We start from the raw sequence: 22158 nt of genomic DNA on the forward strand, positions 1-22158 counted from the left end.
ATAAAGCCGGGTTACCCCGGCTTTATTTAGTCAAGATGCACGGCCAGCTCAACTAAATTTTTATACGTTGTTAAACGTCGCTCCAATAGCGACAGCTCCTTTTCTGCCAAAATAGTATTTTCTTCTACAGTCAAATTTCGCATACGCCTAACACAATCTATTGTTAACGAGATAAAACGATTGGAATATTTATCATCTAAAATCGGATTCAATAGCCCCTCATAAGATATGACTAAAACATTTTTCAAGGAAAGCATATATTCACCATCTTTAAATGGATTTGCATACCGTTCACAATCGACATCCTCAATGTAACTTCCTATGGCACTCCCTGCTTTTATAAAACATTGAAAATGTTGTTCTTCATACTCACTTGTCAGACTATTGAAACCTTTCAGCTTAGGATGGTTATCTGTCTTAGGCATTTTTCCATCCACTACAGATCGATAATCTTCATTGTTTTTCTCACACAGAGAAAACAGGTAAACAAGAAAAATCAGATTTAATGTGCAACCTTGGTAATTGACGATGGACGCGATCGTTCGATCCAACACTTGCTCTGTTTTTCTTAAGCTCAATGAAAAATGATCACAAACAGCTGTCAATACATTTACCAACACTTGGCTATTAGTGATCTCAGGCCATACATTGACATGCTCAAAATGCAATTTTTTATCTACAATTGCCTGCTTAATAAACTCTCGCCGAGAGATACTGCCTAACGTAAATCGTCTATGAAAAAATCGGCCAAGATAGCTTTCTGCATCAAAACCATCGCCATAAATTACCTTGATAGCATGTTGCAACTGCTCGGTATCCGTTGCGAGTACAAACACCACGCCGGGGATATCGAAAATATGCTTGATGGTTTCCAGCATCTCTACAGCATAGGAGGGGCGGCAACGATCCAGCTCATCGATCAAGATAAAGGCTGGGAAATCCAGTTTTCTCTCACTTAAACCAACAGCCCCCTCAACCCATTGCCGTATTTCTTTTTTGAGATACTGGATAGATTCATAACACTCTTTCTGATTGCTGCAAAGGGCATCAACCAACTGATTGGCATCCTCCCCTTCCAGAGAAAAATCGTCTTCTTCCAGTCCGGCTTTCTTGATGGCCGCTTTCAACGCCAGTTTGCCGCCCACTTTAAATAATCCCAGTAGCCGCTGGCGCATACCTTCCGGGATTTTATTGTCTTTCCCTGCAACCTCTTTTAGCTGATCGATTATCGACGAAATGACCGTCAGCAAGGGATCATCGGAAAAGTCCTGCTGCCAGGCATCGATATAGACGGTGGGATAGTGCGCTTTCAGTTCCATATACCAGCGCTTGATAAACCAGGTTTTACCCGCCCCCCACTCGGCATTGAGATTGAGCACATAGTTGCGCTGCTTGCCTTCGGTAGCGAGGTAGTTGGTCAGAAACTCGGCATAGCGGGCACGATCCAGCCGATCGGCACTCAAGCGCTCTTCACTGCCCGCAATGGCTCCCGGCCCCTCCCAGATTACCGCAGCACTCCAATCAAACCCCGCCGATGTCATCTCACTGATCTCCCGATAGATATTGCCCGGAATGATATCAATACCTGCGGATAAATAACTTGATAGAAGCGCTGTTTGTGACCCTTTTATGCGCGCACCAGCCCGACTGACAAGGGAGCTGAAAGGGTGATCGGGCAGCAATAAGCATAAAAAAGGCGTATCCGCAGATACGCCTTGCTATAGAGACTCACCACTTCGTGGTGGCAAACCCCCCTTAGGAGGCCAGCTTGCCGTCCAGCTCGGCAATCTTGGCCGACCAGTAGGCCGGGCCTGTCTCGTGGATATTGTTACCCTGGGAGTCAACTGCCACAGTCACCGGCATATCTTCCACTTCGAACTCGTAGATGGCTTCCATGCCGAGATCGGCAAAGGCGACCACGCGGGCCTTCTTGATGGCCTTGGCCACCAGATAGGCGGCACCGCCGACGGCCATCAGATAGACGGCCTGGTGTTGCTTGATGCTCTCGACGGTTTTCGGGCCGCGCTCGGACTTGCCGATCATGCCGATAAGGCCGGTTTCACCCAGCATCATGTCGGTGAACTTGTCCATCCGGGTAGAGGTGGTGGGGCCGGCGGGGCCGACCACTTCGTCGCGCACCGCATCGACCGGGCCGACGTAATAGATGAAGCGGTTGGTGAAATCGACCCCTTCCGGCAGCCCTTCACCGCGTGCCAGCATGTCGGCGATGCGCTTGTGGGCGGCGTCACGGCCGGTGAGGATCTTGCCCGACAGCAGCACGGTATCGCCGCTCTTCCAGCTGGCGAGCTCGGCCTTGGTGATGCCATCGACGTTGACGCGGCGCACATTGCCGCCCGCCTCGCGGGTGATCTCGGGCCAATCTTCCAGTTTCGGCGGGGTCAGCTCGGCCGGGCCGGAACCGTCGAGTTCAAAATGCACGTGGCGGGTGGCCGCGCAGTTGGGGATCATCACCACCGGCTTGGAGGCGGCGTGGGTCGGAGCGGATTTGACCTTCACATCCAGCACGGTAGTGAGGCCGCCAAGGCCCTGGGCGCCGATGCCGAGCTTGTTGACCTTGTCATAGAGCTCGACGCGCAGCTTCTCTTCGGTGGTTTGCGGGCCGCGGGCGATCAGCTCCTGAATGTCGATATGCTCCATCAGGGCCTCTTTGGCCAGCACGGCCGCCTTCTCGGCGGTACCGCCAATGCCGATGCCGAGCATGCCCGGCGGGCACCAGCCCGCACCCATGGTGGGCACGGTTTTGACGACCCACTCGACGATGTCGTCGGAGGGGTTGAGCATCACCATCTTGGATTTGTTCTCGGAGCCACCGCCCTTGGCGGCGATGCTCACTTCCACCTTGTTGCCCGGGATCATGTCGATGTGCACCACGGCCGGCGCATTGTCTTTGGTGTTCTTGCGGCTGCCGGCCGGATCGGCCAGCACGGAGGCGCGCAGCGGGTTGTCCGGGTTGGTGTAAGCGCGGCGGGTGCCTTCGTCCACCATCTCCTGCACCGTCATGTCGCTGTCCCACTGCACCTGCATGCCGATCTTCACGAAACAGGTGACGATGCCGGTGTCCTGGCAGAGCGGGCGATGGCCTTCGGCGGACATGCGGGAGTTGATCAGGATCTGGGCCAGGGCATCTTTGGCCGCCGGGTTGGCTTCCCGATCATAGGCGGCCTTGGCAGCCTGAACGAAATCGAGGGGGTGGTAATAGGAGATGTACTGAAGGGCGTCGGCGATGGAATCGATAAAGTCCTGTTTTTTTATAATGCTCATATCTTCCTCACTGGTCCTTGTCCGTACCGCAGGGCAAAACAAGGGCTTCCATATGATTGGCTATGCGGTCGTGCTGACCAAAAACTATCAGCCAGCAAAAAACGAACGGCACAGCAGTTTTTTCTTTAGTCACCGACACCTATGATACGCTTGCCATCCCGCACCGACTAGGGGCCACAAACTAAACTGTTGCCTGTGTAACAAAAAATGACGCCAACACTTCATATTTATCACTTCGATCATCACCCGCGCCTGCACGATCAGTTTGCCCTGTTGCAACACCAGCCCTGGGCCATGCTGCTGGAGTCAGCCGGGCCACTCGGCGCCGACAACGGTTTTGACATCATCACCGCCGATCCGCTGGCCACCCTGGAGACCCGGGGGCCCCTCACCACCCTGCGCCAAGGTGATCAACAGAGCGAGTACCATGACGATCCCCTCGCCCTGCTGGCCCGCACCCAGCGCGCGCTGCTGGGGGAACTTTCAGAGCAGCCAACCAGGCTCCCGTTTATCGGTGGGGCACTGGGGCTCTTTGGCTATGATCTGGGTCGCCGCTTCGAGCGATTGCCGGAGCAGGCCGCCGCCGATATCGACGTGCCGGACATGGCGGTGGGGATCTACGACTGGGCGCTGCTGCGCGATGTGGCCAGCGGCCGGTGGCAACTGGTGCACTGGGGCAACGAGGCGGGGCTGGCGAAGCGTCTGGCCTGGCTTGAGCAGCAACAGCGCAAACCGGCGCCGGCCTTCTCCTTGCAAGGTGAATGGCAGAGCAATATGAGCCGCGCCGAGTATGGCGAGAAGTTTGCCCGCATCCAGGCCTATCTCGCCGCCGGGGATTGCTACCAGATCAACCTGACCCAGCGTTTTCAGGCCCCCTATCAGGGGGATGAGTGGCACGCCTATTGCGCCCTCGCCGTCGCCAACAAGGCCCCCTTCTCCGCCTTTGTCAGATTGCCGCACAGCGCCATTCTGAGTCTCTCCCCCGAGCGCTTCTTGCTGCTTGATGGCCGCCATATCGAGACCAAACCCATCAAGGGCACCCGGGCCCGCCACTCTGATCCAGAGATGGATCGCCAGATAGCCCAGGAGTTGGCCCAGGCGGACAAGGACAGATCGGAAAATTTGATGATCGTGGATCTGCTGCGCAACGACATCGGCCGGGTGAGCCGACCCGGCTCGGTCAGCGTGCCTCATCTGTTTGCGGTGGAATCCTTCCCCGCCGTGCACCACCTGGTCTCCACCATTCACGGCGAGCTCGACGAACGCTGGCAGGGGGTCGATCTGCTGCGGGCCTGCTTCCCGGGCGGGTCCATCACCGGCGCCCCCAAGATCCGCGCCATGGAGATCATCGAGGAGCTGGAGCCGCAACGGCGCAACGCCTATTGTGGCAGCATCGGCTATGTGAGCCAGCACGGGCGGATGGACACCAGCATCTGCATTCGCACCCTGATCGCCGAGAACGGCCATCTCTCCTGCTGGGCCGGTGGTGGCATCATCGCCGACTCCGATGCCGACAGCGAATATCAGGAGACCTACGACAAGGTGGCCCGGATCCTCCCCCACCTCTCGGCCTTGTCATAAAAATCTTTTTCTTTAACCCGGCATGGAGCCACGGCACAGTGGCTGACGATGAACATGGATAGCCACGACATGGATAGCAATGAACTGCTGACCCGCTTTCAACTTCAACTGCCGGCGCCGGCCCATCGGCTGGCCATCGCCGGACTCAAACCGGCGGCCGTACTGCTGCCGGTGGTAGAACGCGAGCAGGGGTTGCAGCTGCTGCTGACCCGTCGCAGCCCCCATCTGCGCCACCATGCGGGCCAGATAAGCTTTCCCGGGGGGCGCCAGGATCCGCAAGACAGGGATCTGATCCAGACCGCCCTGCGCGAAACCGAGGAGGAGCTCGGCATCAGCCCCCGCCAGATCCGCGTCATCGGTACCCTGAGTCCGCTCAATACCGTCTCCCAGTACGATGTGCTGCCGGTGCTCGGGCTGGTCGAGGGGGATTACCAGCTCACCCTCAGCCAGGATGAGGTGGCTCAGGCATTCGAAGTGCCCCTTGCCCACCTGCTCAATCCCGCCAACCACATCGCCCTCACCTTTCCCCGCAAGCAACAGTGGCACACCGTCTACTGGATACCCTGGCAAGATCATTTCATCTGGGGCGCCACCGCCAGCATGATCCGCCAGCTCTCACGACACATCGCAAAATAACAATCTGGATACATTTTGGCGTACAGAATTTGCGCTTTAACATTAAACTAACGTGGCAAATGATAAACAAAAATTGATTTTTTAGTATTTTGATCACGTTTCTATAAGAAAGTGCGGTTTTTCACGTTAGTAAGGTGAATTTGATCAACATTTTTAATCGAAAAAAAAGTATCCTTGCGCCGACTCAATAAAAAACCACACATTCGGGGTGAGATAGATGTCTAAAACTGTCATTGGCGCACAGGATGTTGCGACCGCACAGGAGCAAGGATTCAGCTCCGTCCAGACCACCAAGGGTTGGGCGAAACAAGACACCACCTGGGTGATCAGTCTGTTCGGTACCGCCGTCGGCGCCGGCATTCTGTTCCTGCCGATCAACGCCGGCATGGGCGGCTTCTGGCCGCTGGTCGTGATGGCGCTGCTGGTCGGCCCCATGACTTACCTGGCGCACCGCGGCCTGGCCCGTTTCGTCCTCTCCTCCAAGCAGAAAGATGCAGACATCACCAAGGTGGTGGAAGAGCACTTCGGCGTCGGCGCAGGCAAGCTCATCACCCTGCTCTACTTCTTCGCCATCTACCCCATCGTGCTGATCTACGGCGTGGGCATCACCAACACGGTTGAAAGCTTCATGGTCAACCAGTTGCAGATGGCTGCCCCGCCGCGCTGGATCCTCTCCATCGTGCTGATCATGGGCATGATGTCCGTGATGCTGGCCGGTGAGAAGCTGATGCTGAAAGTGACCGAGTTCCTGGTCTACCCGCTCATCGCCATCCTGGCTGGTATCTCCCTCTACCTGATCCCGGACTGGACCGGTGCCGCTCTGGCGCAGGTGCCGTCTGCCAAGGATTTCGCCACCACCCTGTGGCTGACCATCCCTGTGCTGGTGTTCGCCTTCAACCACAGCCCGGCCATCTCCAGCTTCGCCCTGGCCCAGCGTCGTGACTACGGTGATCGCGCCGTCGAGAAATCCGATGCCATCCTCAAGCGTACCGCCATGGTGCTGCTGGGCTTCGTGATGTTCTTCGTCTTCTCCTGCGTGATGAGCCTGACTCCGGCCCAGCTGGCCGAAGCCAAGGCCCAGAACATCGCCGTGCTCTCCTACCTGGCCAACCAGCATGCGAGCCCGATCATCTCCTACTTCGGTCCGCTGGTTGCGTTCGTCGCCATCGTCTCCTCCTTCTTCGGCCACTATCTGGGTGCCCGTGAAGGCCTGAAAGGGATGATCGTCCAGAACATGACCAAGGCGGGCAAAGAGCCGGATCAAAAGAAGGTTGAGCTGTTCATCATCGGCTTCTTCATCCTGACCCTGTGGGGCACCGCCGTGGCCAACCCCTCCATCCTGGGCATGATTGAATCGCTGGGCGGCCCCATCATCGCCACCATTCTGTTCCTGATGCCGATGTACGCCATCAAGCGTGTACCGGCCATGGCGAAGTACCAGGGCCAGATCAGCAACGTGTTCGTTGCCACCATGGGTCTGATTGCCATCTCTGCCATCTTCTATCAGCTGGTTGGTTAATCCCTCCCGCTGCCAAACCAAAATGCCAGCCGTTATCCGGCTGGCATTTTTTATGGGCGCGCTGCGCCAGTCCCTCCTCTCTTGCCGACATATCCCATCTAACATCCCCCGTTTCCCTGAGTTCCGTTAACCCTGCCCTGTTTCCCGAATAACCGGCCTCTCCCATCCCGTGAAGAAGGGATCGGGCACGGTACACTCGGCCACACTGTTGCTTGCGCCAGCCCACTGCCGCCTATTTGTGCTGTGCGGAAATACGCGCCGTCACACCTTTCACGCAGCTCGCCAACAGTTGACTAAAGCCATGGCTGAAGCTGCCATCCTGGCCGCCATGGCGTTGCCAATCCACGGTAAAGCCCCGGACGTTGCAATAACGCTGTGGCTCTGCTTTGGCATTGCAATAAGGTGTAGGACAGTCGTAGCTTGCCCTTCCCGCCATGAGTTTCTCATCTTTGTATCCAGCCCCTCACTCGTGCTCTGAACCAGACATGGCGTTCAGGCATGACAGGCCAGCAAGCGACTGGCTCAACCTGATGCGATGCCAATGCCCCGCAAAAACCTTATTTGCAGGCATAAAAAAGCGCCCTCCGAAGAGGGCGCCAAATAACAGAGAAGGTGAGTAACGAGATCAAGCTTCGCGGCTTGGGATCGCCTCGGCGTCCATCAGGCTCTCGTCTTCGGCCATGCAGGCCGCGGCGGTAAACAGCACGTCGGTGGAGCTGTTGAGGGCCGTTTCGGCGGAATCCTGCAGTACCCCGATGATGAAGCCAACGGCCACCACCTGCATGGCGATGTCGTTGCTGATCCCGAACAGGCTGCATGCCAGCGGGATCAGCAGCAGGGAACCACCGGCCACACCGGAGGCGCCGCAAGCACTGACGGTGGCAACCACGGAGAGCAGCAGAGCCGTGGCCAGATCCACTTCCACTCCCAGGGTATGCACTGCCGCCATGGCCAGCACGGTAATGGTGATGGCGGCGCCGGCCATGTTGATGGTGGCGCCCAGCGGAATGGAGACCGCATAGGTATCTTCCGGCAGACGCAGTTTTTCACACAGAGCCATGTTGACCGGGATGTTGGCGGCGGAGCTGCGGGTAAAGAAGGCGGTCACGCCGCTCTCTTTGAGGCAGGTCAGCACCAGCGGATAGGGGTTGCGCTTGATCTTCCAGAACACGATCAGCGGGTTGACCACGAAAGCGATGAACAGCATGCAGCCGATCAGCACCACCAGCAGCTGGGCATAGCCGAACAGGGCATCGAAGCCGGTCTCGGCCAAGGTGGAGGCGACCAGGCCCAAGATACCGAGCGGAGCGCAACGGATCACCGCCTTGACGATGGTGGAGACACCGTGGGAGAGATCGGAGATCAGCGCCTTGGTGCTCTCGTTGGCATGACGCATGGCGATGCCAAGGCCAATGGCCCAAGCCAGGATCCCGATGTAGTTGGCATCCATCAACGCCTTGACCGGGTTGGTCACGATGTTGAACAGCAGGGTTTGCAGCACTTCTGTGATGCCGCCCGGCGGAGTGATCTCGGCGGTGTTGGCTACCAGATGCAGGTTGGAGGGGAACAGGAAGCTGGCCATGACGGCGACGACGGCCGCCGCGAAAGTGCCAAACAGATAGAGTACCAGCAAGGGGCGGATGTTGGTTTTCTGCCCCTGCTTGTGGCCTATGATGGCCGCCATCACCAGCACAAAGACCAGCAGTGGTGCGACCGCCTTCAATGCGCCGACAAACAGGCTACCGAGCAGGCCGGCTGCCCTGGCCCACTCGGGGGCAAACATGGCCAGCAGGATACCGAATACCAGACCAACCAGGATCTGGCTGACAAGACTGGTGCTATTGACCAGCCGGATAAGAGGGTGTTGTTGTGTCATCAAAAAGTCCCTAGGCACCGTAGTGCATGATTCATGAGTCCTGTCTGCAATCCCGCATTGAGAAGCGCCTGCCCCTCATATGAGATAACCGCGGCCAGCCTTCTGTCGGGCCGATCCGGCGGTTATCAGGATTGCTTGATGGAATATCCCACTCGCCACCTTTTTTTTCCAGAGAATCACCAAAAAATATCCGGCTTTTATCACAAAATCCCGCAACAAACTCTTAACCGGAAGGCAACCACCCGTTTTTGTACGCATTTCAACCAGTCTTTACCGACTTACTCACTCCCGTTATCAAGGGGTCGCTGTGTTATCATCGCCAATTTGCGCTGGAGCCCTGCCATGATCCCGACCCTGCTGACCCGACACTTTGGTTTTTCCGGACTCAGATCCGGCCAGGAGGCGGTGATCAACCGGGTGCTGGCAGGCCAAAGCGCGGCCGCCATCTTCCCCACCGGCTCAGGCAAATCCCTTTGTTATCAGTTGCCCGCCCTCGCCCTGCCCCATCTCACCCTGGTGATCTCACCCCTGCTGGCCTTGATGCACGATCAGCTAGCCTTTCTCAAAAACAAGGGGATCAGCGCCGCGACCCTCGATTCCAGCCAGAGTGCGGAAGAGAGCCGTCAGGTGATGCAGCAAGCCCTGGATGGCCAGCTGAAGATCCTGATGATCTCGGTGGAGCGACTCAAGAACGAGCGCTTTCGCCGCTTTATCCAGCAGGTGCCGCTGTCGCTGCTGGTGGTGGATGAGGCTCACTGCATCTCGGAGTGGGGTCACAACTTTCGCCCCGACTACCTCAAGCTGCCGCACTATCGCGAGGAGCTGCAAATACCCCAGGTATTGCTGCTGACCGCCACCGCCACCCGGGCGGTTATCGAGGATATGCAGGCGAAATTTGCCATCGAGCCCGATAACGTGATCGTGACCGGCTTCTATCGCCCCAATCTCGATCTCGCCGTGGTGCCGCTTCGCCCCGAGGAGCGCGATAGCTGGCTCGCCCAAACCTTGCGCGCAGACCCCGGCCTGCCCACCATCATCTATGTCACCCTGCAACACACCGCCGAGCAGTGCGCCGGGATGTTGCAGCAGCAGGGGCTCAGTGTACGTGCCTATCACGCCGGGCTTGATGCTGAGGTGCGCAGCCAGATCCAGCGGGATTTCATGACCGGTCGGGTGGATTGCATCGTCGCCACCATCGCCTTTGGCATGGGGATCGACAAGGCGGATATCCGCCGGGTGATTCATTACGATCTGCCCAAATCCATCGAGAACTACAGCCAGGAGATTGGCCGGGCCGGTCGCGATGGGCAACTCTCGCACTGCACCGTACTGGCCAACCAGAGCCAGCTGCCGGTGCTGGAAAATTTCGTCTATGGCGATACCCCGGATCTGGCGGCCATCCGCCAGTTGCTTGACATCATTGCAGGCAGCGGCCCGCAGTGGGAATTCACCCTGCTGCGCCTCTCAAGCGAAATAAATATCCGCCAGCTGCCCCTCAAGACCCTGCTGGTTTATCTGGAAATGGCGGGCATCATCACGCCGGCCTATAGCTATTTTGCCGACTACCGCTTCAAGTTCGTGCTGGATAAAAGCGACATCCTCGCCCGCTTCAACCCGGATCGGCGCCAGTTTCTGGAACAATTGTTTGCCTGCGCGCCCTTGGCACGCAGCTGGTGCACCATGGATTTCGAGGCACTCTGGCAGGGTTATCAGGGAGAACGTCAGCGGGCGGTTGCGGCCCTCGACTACCTGCAACAACAAGGATGGATAGAACTCGAGAGCAAGCAGATGACTGAGGTCTACCGGGTCAATCAACAGGGGTGGAACAAAGAAGAAGAGGCGCTGCGGCTGCACGGCCTTTTCTTGCAAAAAGAGCAGAGCGAGCTTGCCAGGCTGCAGGCCATGCTGGACTTTTTCACCGCTGGCGACTGCCTGAGCCACCGCCTGGCCCGCTATTTTGCCGATGAGGCCGCCCCCGCCCGGTGCGGCCACTGCTCCGTCTGTCGCGGCCAGGTTGCCGTGCTCCCGCCCTTGCCCCGACTGGCCATGCCAAACGAGGCGGGCATCCGCGCCTGGTGCGAGCCCCTCATCGCCAAGACAGGCACACAGGATGAACGCGTCCTGGCCCGTTTCCTGTGTGGCATCGCCACACCGCTCACCACCCGGGTCAAGGCCAGATCCCTGGCCGGGTTTGGCCAACTGGCAGCCCATCCCTTTGCCAACGTGTTGCAGGCCTTAAAGCAGGCCTACTCCTGAATACAAAGCAGGCTGCGCACCGCTACAATTTTTCAGCAGACAAAAAAAGAAGACCCTCGCCTTTGCGAGGGTCAAGCCAACGGAAACGTGCTTAAACAGAGCTTAGTGCCACGACAAGCCGCTCTCTTGCTAAAGCGCCTTGCCACCTGCACATGGCCAATCTAGATGAGTGGAATTGTAGCGTCAATGTAAAAATTAGAGCTGTAACTTCAAACAAACCACATTACGTTGACGTTAGCGTAATGATAGATTTATTGATATTCCCGCCAACGGGCGCCACGTCTGGCTTCCCGTTTCACCTGCATCGACTCGCCCGGACCTGCCCGCAAGCAAAGAAACATTTATTTTTTATGTCTTTGACATTTACCTCACTATCATGGCAAAAATAATTTAACAGTCAGTAACATAGCTGTGTTGCTGGCTGACCGGCCCACTCGGTAAGCCGGCCGGTTTCGTCACTGTGTCATCAATCAAATAGGGATGGATTACTGGGGCCTGTTGACTAGGCTTTAAATGCAAGACCAAACAAATAGTGATCCGCTCATTTTCAGGGTAAGCGACTATAACGAGGGCAAAGTTATGGGCATCTTCGAGCATTACCAACAGCGATATGAGAAAGCCAGGGAAGAGGAATACAGCATCCAGGAGTTTCTGGACATGTGTAAGCAGGACAAATCCTGCTACGCCTCTGCCGCCGAACGCCTGCTGACCGCCATTGGCGAGCCGGAGATGGTCGATACCTCCGCCAATCCCAGACTGAGCCGGCTCTTCTCCAACCGGGTCGTGGCCCGCTATCCCGCCTTCAAGGACTTCTACGGGATGGAAGAGGCCATCGAACAGATCGTCTCCTACCTCAAACACTCCGCCCAGGGGCTGGAAGAGAAGAAACAGATCCTCTATCTGCTGGGTCCGGTCGGGGGCGGTAAATCCTCTCTAGCAGAGAAACTCAAATCCCTGATGCAAAAGGTGCCCATTTATCGCATCAAGGGCTCACCGGTCAACGATCACCCCTTCTGCCTGTTCGACATCGAGGAAGATGGCGAGCTGCTGGAGAAGGAGTACGGCATCCCGCGCCGCTACCTGCGCCCCATCATGTCCCCCTGGGTTGCCAAGCGGCTGCACGAGTTTGGTGGCGACATCACCAAGTTCAAGGTGGAGAAGGTCAATCCCTCCATCCTCGACCAGATCGCCATTGCCAAGACCGAGCCTGGCGATGACAACAACCAGGACATCTCCTCCCTGGTCGGCAAGGTGGACATCCGCATGCTGGAGCACTTGCCCAGGATGACGCCGACGCTTACTCCTACTCGGGTGCCCTGTGCAAGGCGAACCAGGGGATCATGGAGTTTGTCGAGATGTTCAAAGCCCCCATCAAGGTGTTGCACCCACTGCTGACCGCGACGCAGGAGGGGAACTACAACGGCACCGAGGGGCTCTCCGCCCTCCCCTTCGACGGTATCCTGCTGGCCCACTCCAACGAATCCGAGTGGCAGCAGTTCCGCAACAACAAGAACAACGAAGCCTTCCTCGACCGGGTTTACATCGTCAAGGTGCCCTACTGCCTGCGCGTCTCGGAAGAGGTGAAGATCTATGAAAAACTGCTGGTCAACAGCGAGCTGACCGAGGCCAAGTGCGCCCCGGGCACCCTCGAGCTGCTGGGCCAATTCTCCGTGCTGTCGCGCCTCAAGGAGCCGGAAAACTCCAGCATCTACTCCAAGATGCGGGTCTATGACGGCGAAAGCCTCAAAGACACGGATCCCAAAGCCAAGAGCTATCAGGAGTACCGCGACTACGCCGGGGTGGATGAGGGGATGAATGGTCTCTCTACCCGCTTTGCGTTCAAGATCCTCTCCCGTGTCTTCAACTTCGACCACGCGGAAGTGGCCGCTAACCCGGTGCACCTCTTCTATGTGCTGGAACAGCAGATCGAACGGGAGCAGTTCCCGCAAGAGCTGCACGATCGCTATCTGGAGTTCATCAAGGGCTACCTGACTCCGCGCTACGTAGAGTTCATCGGGAAAGAGATCCAGACCGCCTACCTCGAGTCCTACTCCGAGTACGGCCAGAACATCTTCGACCGCTACGTCACCTACGCCGACTTCTGGATCCAGGATCAGGAGTACCGTGACCCCGAAACCGGCCAGCTGTTTGACCGCGCCTCGCTCAACAGCGAGCTGGAGAAGATCGAAAAACCCGCCGGGATCAGCAACCCGAAAGATTTCCGTAACGAAATCGTCAACTTCGTGCTGCGCGCCCGGGCCAACAATGCAGGCCGTAACCCCAACTGGACCAGTTACGAGAAGCTGCGCACCGTGATCGAGAAGAAGATGTTCTCCAACACGGAAGAGCTGCTGCCGGTTATCTCCTTCAACAGCAAAACCTCGGCCGAGGAGCAGAAGAAGCACGATAACTTTGTCGAACGGATGATGGAGAAAGGCTACACCCGCAAACAGGTGCGACTGCTCTCCGAATGGTATCTCAGGGTCCGCAAGTCATCCTGACCCTGACCTGTTCAAGGGGGAGTTATGGCGCATTTTATCGACCGCAGGCTCAACGGCAAAAACAAAAGCGCTGTCAATCGGCAGCGCTTCATCCGCCGCTACAAGAAGCAGATCAAACAAGCGGTCTCGGATGCTGTCTCCAAGCGCAGCATTCAGGACGTAGACAAGGGTGAGAGCATCAGCATCCCGACCAAGGATATCGGTGAACCCCATTTCCATCAGGGACAAGGGGGCAAACGGGAGATGGTGCATCCTGGCAACGATCAGTTTGTCACCGGCGACAAGATTGAACGCCCCAAGGGAGGGGGTGGCGGACAGGGTTCCGGTGAGGGACAGGCCTCCAATCAGGGGGAAGGTTCGGACGACTTCGTGTTCCAGATCTCCAAGGACGAGTATCTGGATCTGCTGTTCGAGGATCTCGAGCTGCCCCGCCTGCAAAAGACCCAGCTCAACCAGCTGATGGAGATGAAAACCTACCGGGCGGGCTACACCTCCAACGGGGTGCCCGCCAACATCAACGTGGTGCGATCCCTGCAAAACTCGCTGGCACGGCGCATGGCGCTGCAGGCGGGCAAGAAACGCCTGCTGCACGAGTTGGAGGATCGCCTGGCCCTGCTGGCTGCCGATCCCAACGAGCACTTTGCCGAGATGGCCCAGCTCGAAAAGGAGATCCGCGAGCTGAAACGGCGGATCGATGCGGTGCCCTTCATCGACACCTTCGATCTCAAATTCAACAACTTCGTCAAGCGACCGGTACCTTCCAGCCAGGCGGTGATGTTCTGCCTGATGGACGTCTCGGGTTCCATGGATCAGGCCACCAAGGAGATGGCCAAGCGCTTCTACATCCTGCTCTATCTGTTCCTGAGCAGGACTTACAAGAATGTCGAGGTGGTCTATATCCGCCACCACACCCAGGCCAAGGAGGTGGATGAACACGAGTTCTTCTACTCCCAGGAGACGGGGGGCACCATCGTCTCCAGCGCGCTCAAGATGATGAACGACATCATCAACGATCGCTATCCGGCCAACCAGTGGAACATCTATGCGGCGCAAGCGTCAGATGGCGACAACTGGGCCGATGATTCCCCCCAGTGCCGGGAGATCCTGGTGCGGGACATCATGCCGCGGGTGCGCTACTACTCCTACATCGAGATAACCACCCGTGCCCACCAGACCCTGTGGCACGAGTATGAATCGGTGGCCAGCCAGTTCCCCCACTTTGCGATGGAGCATATTCGCAAGGTCGAGGATATCTATCCGGTATTCCGGGAGCTGTTCAAGAAGCAAGCGGCGTAAGGAGGTCACATGATCGAAACCGAAAAACGAGTGACGCCACTGGATGACGGGCCGGACTGGAACTTTGATCTGCTGGAGACCTACCACCAGGAGATCGCCCGAGTCGCCAGGTTCTACAGGCTGGACACCTACCCCAACCAGATCGAGGTGATCACCGCCGAGCAGATGATGGATGCCTACTCCAGTGTCGGCATGCCCATCGGCTACCAGCACTGGTCATTCGGCAAGCGCTTCATCCACACCGAGCGCAACTACAAGCGTGGCCAGATGGGTCTTGCCTACGAGATCGTCATCAACTCGGATCCCTGCATCGCCTACCTGATGGAGGAGAACACCATGCCGATGCAGGCATTGGTGATGGCCCACGCCTGCTACGGCCACAACTCTTTTTTCAAGAACAACTACCTGTTCAAGGCGTGGACCGATGCCTCCTCCATCATCGACTACCTGCTGTTTGCCAAGAACTACATCACCCAATGCGAGGAGAAGCACGGTATCGATGCGGTGGAGCAGCTGCTCGACTCCTGCCATGCCCTGATGAACTTCGGGGTGGATCGCTACAAACGCCCCCAGAAGATCTCGATGGCGGAGGAGAAACGGCGCCAGAAGGCACGGGAAGATTATCTGCAGACCCAGGTCAACGAGCTGTGGCGCACCCTGCCCAAGCAGCACAAGAGTGCCGGGGTCGAGGACAAACGCTACCCCGCCGAGCCCCAGGAGAACATTCTCTACTTCATCGAGAAAAATGCCCCCCTGCTCGAGCCCTGGCAGCGCGAAATCGTGCGCATCGTGCGCAAGATAAGCCAATACTTCTATCCCCAGAAGCAGACCCAGGTGATGAACGAGGGGTGGGCCACCTTCTGGCACTACACCATCCTCAATCACCTCTATGACGAGGGCAAGATCAGCGATCGCTTCATGATGGAGGTGCTGCACAGCCACACCAACGTGGTCTATCAACCGGCCTACAACAGCCGCTACTACTCGGGCATCAATCCCTATGCACTGGGGTTTGCCATGTTCACGGATCTGCGCCGCATCTGCGAGCACCCGACCGAGGAGGACAGGTACTGGTTTCCGGACTACGCCGGCAGCAACTGGGTCGAGACCCTGCATTTCGCCATGCAAAACTTCAAGGACGAAAGCTTCATCAGCCAGTTCCTGAGTCCCAAGGTGATGCGGGACATGAAGCTCTTTGCCATTGATGACGACGATCTGAAGAACTACCTCAAGATCTCAGCCATCCACAATGACGAAGGCTACCGCCAGGTGCGCAACACCCTGTCGGCCCAGTACAACCTGAGCAACCTGGAACCCAACATTCAGGTCTACAACGTGGCAGTGAAAGGGGATCGCTCCCTCACCCTGCGCTATGTGCCCCACAACCGCATCCCCCTCGGCGATTCCCGCCACGAGGTGCTCAAGCATCTCCACCAGCTGTGGGGATTCGATGTGGTGCTGGAGCAGGACAACGGCGACATGCCGCCAGACATCATAGGGCGCTGTCCGGAACGCAAACCGGGGATCTGACTCATCGCCCCTCCCCAATGGCCCACTTAGGTGGGCCATTTTTTTGCCCCCTTTTTTCTCCGCGTCGTACCCGCCCCTGCATACCATCAGCACCGGCATAAAAAGAGGCCCGCACCTTCGGGTGCGGGCCTCTTGTCTGGTTATCATCGCGGGGCGCTATCAGTAGAAGGTCTGCTGCTCCGCGGCCATCGCCTTGAGGCGCTCACAGGGTGCAAAGCGATCGCCGTGGCGCTTCTGGTAATACTCCAGCCTGCCGACCAGATGGTCGATGCCAAGAGCGTCCATATAACGGAAAGGCCCCCCCAGGAAGGGCGGGAAACCGATGCCGAAGATGGCGCCGATGTCGCCATCACGGGCCGAGGCCACCACGCCGCCATCGAGTGCCATGGCCGCTTCGTTGAGCATCAGCAGCACGCAGCGCTCGGCGATCTCCTGTTTGGCCAGTTTGGCCACCGGCTTGATCCCCAACACTCCATAGACGCTCTCGTCCACCTTCTTCTTGCCCTTGGCAGCCTTGCCGTAGAGGTAGAATCCCTTGCCGTTCTTGCGACCCTTGCGATCGTTCTCCAGCAACTTGTCAAAGGCCTTGGGCGCCTGGAACTGCTCGCCCCCCAGCTCTTTTTCAAGGATGGGCGAGATCTTGGCCCCCACGTCAATCCCCACCTCATCGAGCAAAGTGATGGGGCCCACCGGGAAACCAAAGTCGAGCAGGGCGCCGTCCAGTACCTCCACCGGTTCCCCTTCCAGCACCAGACGAGCCGCCTCGTTCATATAGGGAGCCAGGATGCGGTTGACGTAGAATCCCGCCTCGTCTTTTACCACGATCGGGGTCTTGCCCTGGGCACGGGCGAAGGCCAGAGTGGTGGCCACCGTCTCGGGGCTGGTCGTGGCATGGGGAATGATCTCGGCCAGCGGCATCTTGTCCACCGGGCTGAAGTAGTGCAGCCCCACCACCCGCTCAGGGTGCGCGGCGGCCGCCGCAATCTGGTTTATGGGAAGCGACGAGGTATTGGAGGCAAACACGGTATGCTCGCCACACTCGCGCTCCACATCTTTCACCATCTGGTGTTTGAGGGAGAGATCTTCAAACACCGCTTCCACCACCATGTCGACCCGGTGGAAACCGGAGTAGTCCAAGGTGCCGGTCAGCAGGCTCATCTGTTTTTCCAGCTCGCTGCGCAGGAGTTGGCGGCGCTTGAGCTTCTTGGCCAAGATATCGTAGCTGTAGCGCATGGCATTGCCGATGCCGGCGTTGGCCACGTCCTTGATCCGCACCGGTACACCCGCCTTGGTGGCGGTGACAAAGGCGATGCCGCCCCCCATCAGGCCGCCACCCAGCACGGCGGCATGACCCACCTTGCGCGGCTCGACTCCCTGATAGGTGACCTCTTTCTTCATCTCGGTAGTGGCGAAGAAGATAGAGCGCAGAGCGGCAGATTCACGGGTCATCACCAGCTCGCCAAAGTGGCGGGACTCGGCGGCAAGACCTGCCTGCATCCCCTCCTCCACGCCGATGCGCACCACCTCGATGATCCGCTCGGGGGCCGGATAGTTGCCACGGGTCTTGGCCTTCACCCCTTTGCGCGCCTGATCGAACAGTACCTTGCGACCCAATTTGTTGGTTTCCAGCAGCTTGCCCTGCAGATCCCGTTTCAGCTGGTGGCGCGGCTTGCCCTTCTTGGCAAGCTTGATGGCGGCCTCAAGCAAAATGGAAGGCGGCACCACATCGTCCACCAGTCCCAGTTTTTTGGCCTGTTTGGCCCGCACCTGTTTGCCGGTCAGCATCAGATCCAGCGCCTTGGCCACCCCGATAAGGCGAGGCAGACGCTGGGTTCCGCCAGAGCCCGGTAGCAAGCCCAGTTGCACTTCGGGCAGACCGAGTACGGTTTTACCATGCTCAGTTACCACCCGGCCATGACAGGCCAGCGCCAACTCCAGCCCACCGCCAAGGCAAGGGCCGTGGATGGCGGCAATCACCGGAATGGTCAGGGACTCGATCTCGGCGAAGAAGATCTGCCCCTCGCGAGACAGTGTCTCGGCATCCTGGGCGCTGGCACAGGCCGCCAGCATGCTGATGTCAGCCCCGGCGATGAAGGAATCCTTCTTGCCTGAGGTGATCACTAGGCCGATCAGATCCCGGTTGCCTTTCACCTCGGCCAGCAGGTTTCGGATCTCCTCTGCAAAAGAGGCCTTCAGGGTATTCATGCTCTCGCCCGGCACATCTATGGTGAGGATACCGATGCCATCTTTGCGTACGTCCAGTGAAAAAGTCTTCGCGCTCATCATTCAACCTCCAGCACCATGGCCGCACCCAATCCGCCTGCCGCGCAGGCGGTGTTGAGCCCCAATCCCCCACCCCGACGACGCAGCTCGTGCAGCGTCTGGGTGATCATCCGCGCGCCGGTGGCGGCAAAGGGGTGACCGTAGGCCAGGGAGCCGCCGAGGACGTTGAACTTGTCCATGTCCACCTCACCAATGGCCTGATCGCGGCCCAGCTTGTCACGGGCAAAATCTTTGCTTGCAAACATCTTGAGGTTGGCAAGAGTCTGGGCGGCGAACGCTTCGTGCATGTCGATGAGGGTCAGATCGGCCAAAGTGATGCCGGCGCGGTCCAGCGCCAGCGGCGTGGCGTAGGAGGGCCCCATCAGCATGTCCTGCCAAACGTCGATGGCAGAAAACGCGAAACTGCGAATAAACCCAAGCGGCTCCAGTCCGAGCTCCTTGGCCCGCCCTTCGCGCATCAGCAACACGGCGGCAGCACCGTCGGTGAGCGGGGTGGCGTTGGCAGCGGTGACCGAGCCGTGGGCCCGATCAAACACCGGTCTGAGCTTGGCATAGCTTGCCAGATCAGACGCCTCGCGGATGTTGTTGTCCCGCTCCAGCGGCGACTTGTAGGGCGGAACGTGAGCGGTAAACACCTCGCCACTGAGCTTGCCGTCGGCCCAGGCCTGCGCGGCCAGAGTATGGGAGCGATGGGCCAGCGCATCCTGCGCCTCGCGGCTGATGCCGTGGGTCTTGGCCATCTGCTCGGCGGTCTGCCCCATGGAAAGACCGGTGGAATATTCGGCCACCGCGGGGGGCACCGGCAGCAGATCCTTGACCCGCAACTGGCGCAGAATGTTGAAGCGCTGCTGCAGATTGCGCGACTTGTTGAGATCCACCAGGGCGCGAGCCAGCTTCTTGCTCACCCCGATGGGCAGCACGGAGGAGGAGTCAGCGCCGCCGGCAATAGCGATATCGGCCATGCCCGCCATGATGGACTCGGTGACATTGGCCACCGCCTGGAAACTGGTGGCGCAGGCACGGGAGACGCTATAGGCATCCGTAGTCACGCTCATGCCGGTACCGAGTACGATCTCGCGAGCGATGTTGGGGGCTTCCGGCATCTGCACCACCTGGCCGAACACCAGCTGATCGATAAGCTTGGGATCGAGATCGGTACGGGCGAGCATCTCGCTCACCACCAGTTTGCCGAGATCCACCGCAGGCACGCCGTGATAGGCAGTCGCCTGCTTGGCAAAAGGGGTTCGCAGACCCGCCACGACGGCAATCCGTTCGCCCTGGCGAGTCGTCAGTTTCAATGGCTGTTTCATCCTGGCTCCTTGGGTTATAAGGCAGAGGTCTGACCTCATTGCGCCACATCTTAACAATCCAATCACAAGTTTCATACAGCTGATTGAAACTAAATTGAGCGCAACTCGGCCCCCTGGCTCGCCCTCGCGGGTCAACTGGAGTATAAACAGATCAACTTCCATAAAAACAACGGGTTTATCGCATGGCCGTGGCCGAGTTCAGACAATTGAGGGACTATTTGAGCAGCCAGATCCTGGGACAGGATGAGCTGATTGAAGGCTTGCTGATCGCCCTGCTATGTGAAGGACATGTGTTAATCGAAGGGGCCCCCGGTCTTGCCAAGACCCGGGCGGTCAAAGCGCTGGCCGGCGCCGTCGAGGGACGCTTCGCCCGCATCCAGTTCACTCCGGATCTGCTGCCAGCCGATCTCACCGGTAGCGAGGTGTTTCATCCCCAGGATGCCAGCTTCGTGTTCCAACCCGGCCCCCTCTTCAACCACCTTATTCTCGCCGACGAGATTAACCGAGCCCCGGCCAAGGTGCAGTCCGCGTTGCTGGAGGCGATGGCCGAACACCAGATCACGGTGGGCAAGAAGAGCTGGCGCCTGCCGCCCCTCTTTATGGTGGCAGCGACTCAAAACCCCATCGAGCAGGAGGGCACCTACCCTCTGCCGGAGGCCCAGCTCGATCGTTTCCTGCTCAAGCTGATGGTTGATTACCCGAGCCCCGCCATGGAGCTCGCCATTTTGCAGCTCAACGCCAAAGGCGAGCAGCTGGCCGCCGCCCCCGTGATCCTGAGTCAGGCCACCTTGCAGAGTGCCCGCAGCGAGGTGCTGGCCGTGACGATGCAAGAGCGCCTCGCCCACTATCTGGTGGCGCTGGTGTGTGCCACCCGCCCGGGCTGCGGCCTGTGCCCCGCTCTCGAGCCCCTCATCGCCGTCGGTGCGAGCCCCAGGGCCTCACTGGCCCTGGCCCGCTCGGCCCGTGCCCGAGCCTGGCTCGCAGGACGAGACTATGTGGTGCCGGAAGATATCCAGCTGCAGGCCTATCCGGTACTGCGCCATCGCCTCATTCCCAGCTATCAGGCCCTGGCGGACAACCTAGACAACGACACCCTGATCGCCCGCCTGCTGGATCTGGTACCATGTCCCTAGATCCTTGCAAGCATCCCGATATCGCGCTGGAGTTGCCTCGCCTGATCAATATCCGGCTGTGGGCGAAAGCGCAGCGCAAGGCTGGTAGAAGCAGTGCCGAGCGAGGCAAGCCGGGCCGCTCCCCGGGCCTCACTTTCAGGGAGCTGCGCGCCTATCAGGCCGGTGACGAGGGGCGCCACATCGACTGGCGCGTCACCGCCCGGCTCGGGCGGCCCTATACCCGCCTCTATAGTGAAGAGCAGGATCAGGCCCGCTGGCTGCTGCTCGATCTCTCCCCCGCCATGTATTTCGGCTCCACGCTGCAACTCAAGGCACGTATGGGATGCGAGCTGGCCGCCGCCCTGATCTGGCAAGGGGAACAGCAACACAACACCTTGATCTGCCACGGCGCCGAACCCCATCGCCTGAGCCAGCGCGGCAGCGTTATCCCCTTGCTCGAATCCCTCTGTCATCACTACCGTCTCGGCCTGATGCGCCGCGACCCAGCGCCCTCCCTCGCCCAGACCCTGTCCAGGCTGACCCTGCCCCACGGCGCCAGACTGACCCTGATCACGGATCACAGACCCTGTGATGGCGCCCTGTGCCAACAGTTGCAGCTCTTGTCCCGTCGCCACGATATTCACTACTGGCAGATCCGCGACCCTCTGGAAGCTGACCTGCCCGCTCACGGTCAACTGCCTGTCGCCATCGAGCGCCCGCTCCGGCACTATCAGGGCTGGCTGGATGGCCAGCATGCCGGCTTTGTCAGGCGCTACCAACTGGCGGCCCAGCAACAGCTTGCCCATGGCAGGCAGCAACTGTTGCCGCTGGTGCAGCGCCTTTATCTGCTCGACAACGGCCAGACGCTGCAGCAACAGTGGCAGGAGGGGTTATGTCATCAGGGATAAATGCTTCTACTGCGCTGGAAGTTGCTAGCCCCGCTTCGGATGTCATCACGCCGCCGCTAAGCTCGCTG

The 22158-nt window shown here is 58.6% G+C and carries 13 protein-coding genes and 1 pseudogene; 9 read left to right on the top strand and 5 right to left on the bottom strand.

What is annotated here, in order from left to right:
- Window positions 1–26: 26 nt before the first annotated feature.
- Together LA321_RS16630 and LA321_RS16635 are read right to left on the bottom strand one after the other, a co-directional pair.
- Entirely contained in the window at window positions 27–1541 is a 1515-nt protein-coding gene (locus LA321_RS16630) for a KAP family P-loop NTPase fold protein (RefSeq protein ID WP_042069439.1), read from the bottom strand.
- 214 nt (window positions 1542–1755) lie between these two features.
- On the bottom strand, window positions 1756–3282 hold the full coding sequence (locus LA321_RS16635) for a fumarate hydratase (RefSeq protein WP_026457882.1): 1527 nt from the start codon (window positions 3280–3282) through the stop codon (window positions 1756–1758).
- 294 nt (window positions 3283–3576) lie between these two features.
- On the opposite strand from LA321_RS16635, the gene pabB reads away from it, so the two are divergent.
- The 3 genes from pabB to LA321_RS16650 all read left to right on the top strand — a co-directional run bounded on the left by pabB (window position 3577) and on the right by LA321_RS16650 (window position 7018).
- Entirely contained in the window at window positions 3577–4863 is a 1287-nt protein-coding gene (gene pabB, locus LA321_RS16640; RefSeq protein ID WP_042070016.1) for an aminodeoxychorismate synthase component I, read from the top strand.
- A gap of 69 nt (window positions 4864–4932) precedes the next feature.
- Window positions 4933–5499 carry a CoA pyrophosphatase gene (locus tag LA321_RS16645; protein ID WP_042070018.1) on the top strand — a complete coding sequence of 189 codons (567 nt, stop codon included), beginning with the start codon at window positions 4933–4935 and terminating at the stop codon, window positions 5497–5499.
- Window positions 5500–5716: 217 nt separating this feature from the next.
- Window positions 5717–7018, top strand: a complete 1302-nt coding sequence (locus tag LA321_RS16650) for a serine/threonine transporter (RefSeq protein ID WP_026458036.1) — start codon at window positions 5717–5719, stop codon at window positions 7016–7018.
- A 625-nt stretch (window positions 7019–7643) separates the two neighbouring features.
- Here LA321_RS16650 and sstT read toward each other — a convergent pair.
- Window positions 7644–8894, bottom strand: coding sequence for a serine/threonine transporter SstT (gene sstT / locus LA321_RS16655; protein WP_042026295.1), 1251 nt, complete (start codon window positions 8892–8894; stop codon window positions 7644–7646).
- Between the two features lie 342 nt (window positions 8895–9236).
- On the opposite strand from sstT, the gene LA321_RS16660 reads away from it, so the two are divergent.
- The 4 genes and pseudogenes from LA321_RS16660 (at window position 9237) to LA321_RS16675 (ending at window position 16477) form a co-directional block, all read left to right on the top strand.
- Entirely contained in the window at window positions 9237–11150 is a 1914-nt protein-coding gene (locus LA321_RS16660; RefSeq protein WP_042026296.1) for a RecQ family ATP-dependent DNA helicase, read from the top strand.
- A gap of 579 nt (window positions 11151–11729) precedes the next feature.
- Window positions 11730–13651: pseudogene (locus LA321_RS16665) on the top strand (PrkA family serine protein kinase).
- Between the two features lie 24 nt (window positions 13652–13675).
- Window positions 13676–14947: a YeaH/YhbH family protein gene (locus LA321_RS16670; protein ID WP_042026298.1), complete on the top strand. Its 1272-nt coding sequence runs from the start codon at window positions 13676–13678 to the stop codon at window positions 14945–14947.
- 9 nt (window positions 14948–14956) lie between these two features.
- Window positions 14957–16477, top strand: coding sequence for a SpoVR family protein (locus LA321_RS16675; RefSeq protein WP_042069440.1), 1521 nt, complete (start codon window positions 14957–14959; stop codon window positions 16475–16477).
- Between the two features lie 159 nt (window positions 16478–16636).
- Here LA321_RS16675 and fadJ read toward each other — a convergent pair whose 3' ends face one another.
- Window positions 16637–18760, bottom strand: a complete 2124-nt coding sequence (gene fadJ / locus LA321_RS16680; protein WP_042070019.1) for a fatty acid oxidation complex subunit alpha FadJ — start codon at window positions 18758–18760, stop codon at window positions 16637–16639.
- Window positions 18760–20070, bottom strand: a complete 1311-nt coding sequence (gene fadI / locus LA321_RS16685; protein WP_042069441.1) for an acetyl-CoA C-acyltransferase FadI — start codon at window positions 20068–20070, stop codon at window positions 18760–18762. The genes fadJ and fadI overlap by 1 nt, the downstream gene beginning before the upstream one ends.
- A 182-nt stretch (window positions 20071–20252) precedes the next feature.
- On the opposite strand from fadI, the gene LA321_RS16690 reads away from it, so the two are divergent.
- Entirely contained in the window at window positions 20253–21203 is a 951-nt protein-coding gene (locus LA321_RS16690) for an AAA family ATPase (RefSeq protein WP_042069442.1), read from the top strand.
- The gene (locus LA321_RS16695) at window positions 21194–22090 is read left to right on the top strand and encodes a DUF58 domain-containing protein (protein WP_042069443.1); all 897 of its coding nucleotides are present in this window, start codon (window positions 21194–21196) and stop codon (window positions 22088–22090) included. The genes LA321_RS16690 and LA321_RS16695 overlap by 10 nt, the downstream gene beginning before the upstream one ends.
- Window positions 22091–22158 lie beyond the last annotated feature (68 nt).

The organism is Aeromonas enteropelogenes, assembly GCF_020097295.1.
GTDB lineage: Bacteria > Pseudomonadota > Gammaproteobacteria > Enterobacterales > Aeromonadaceae > Aeromonas > Aeromonas enteropelogenes.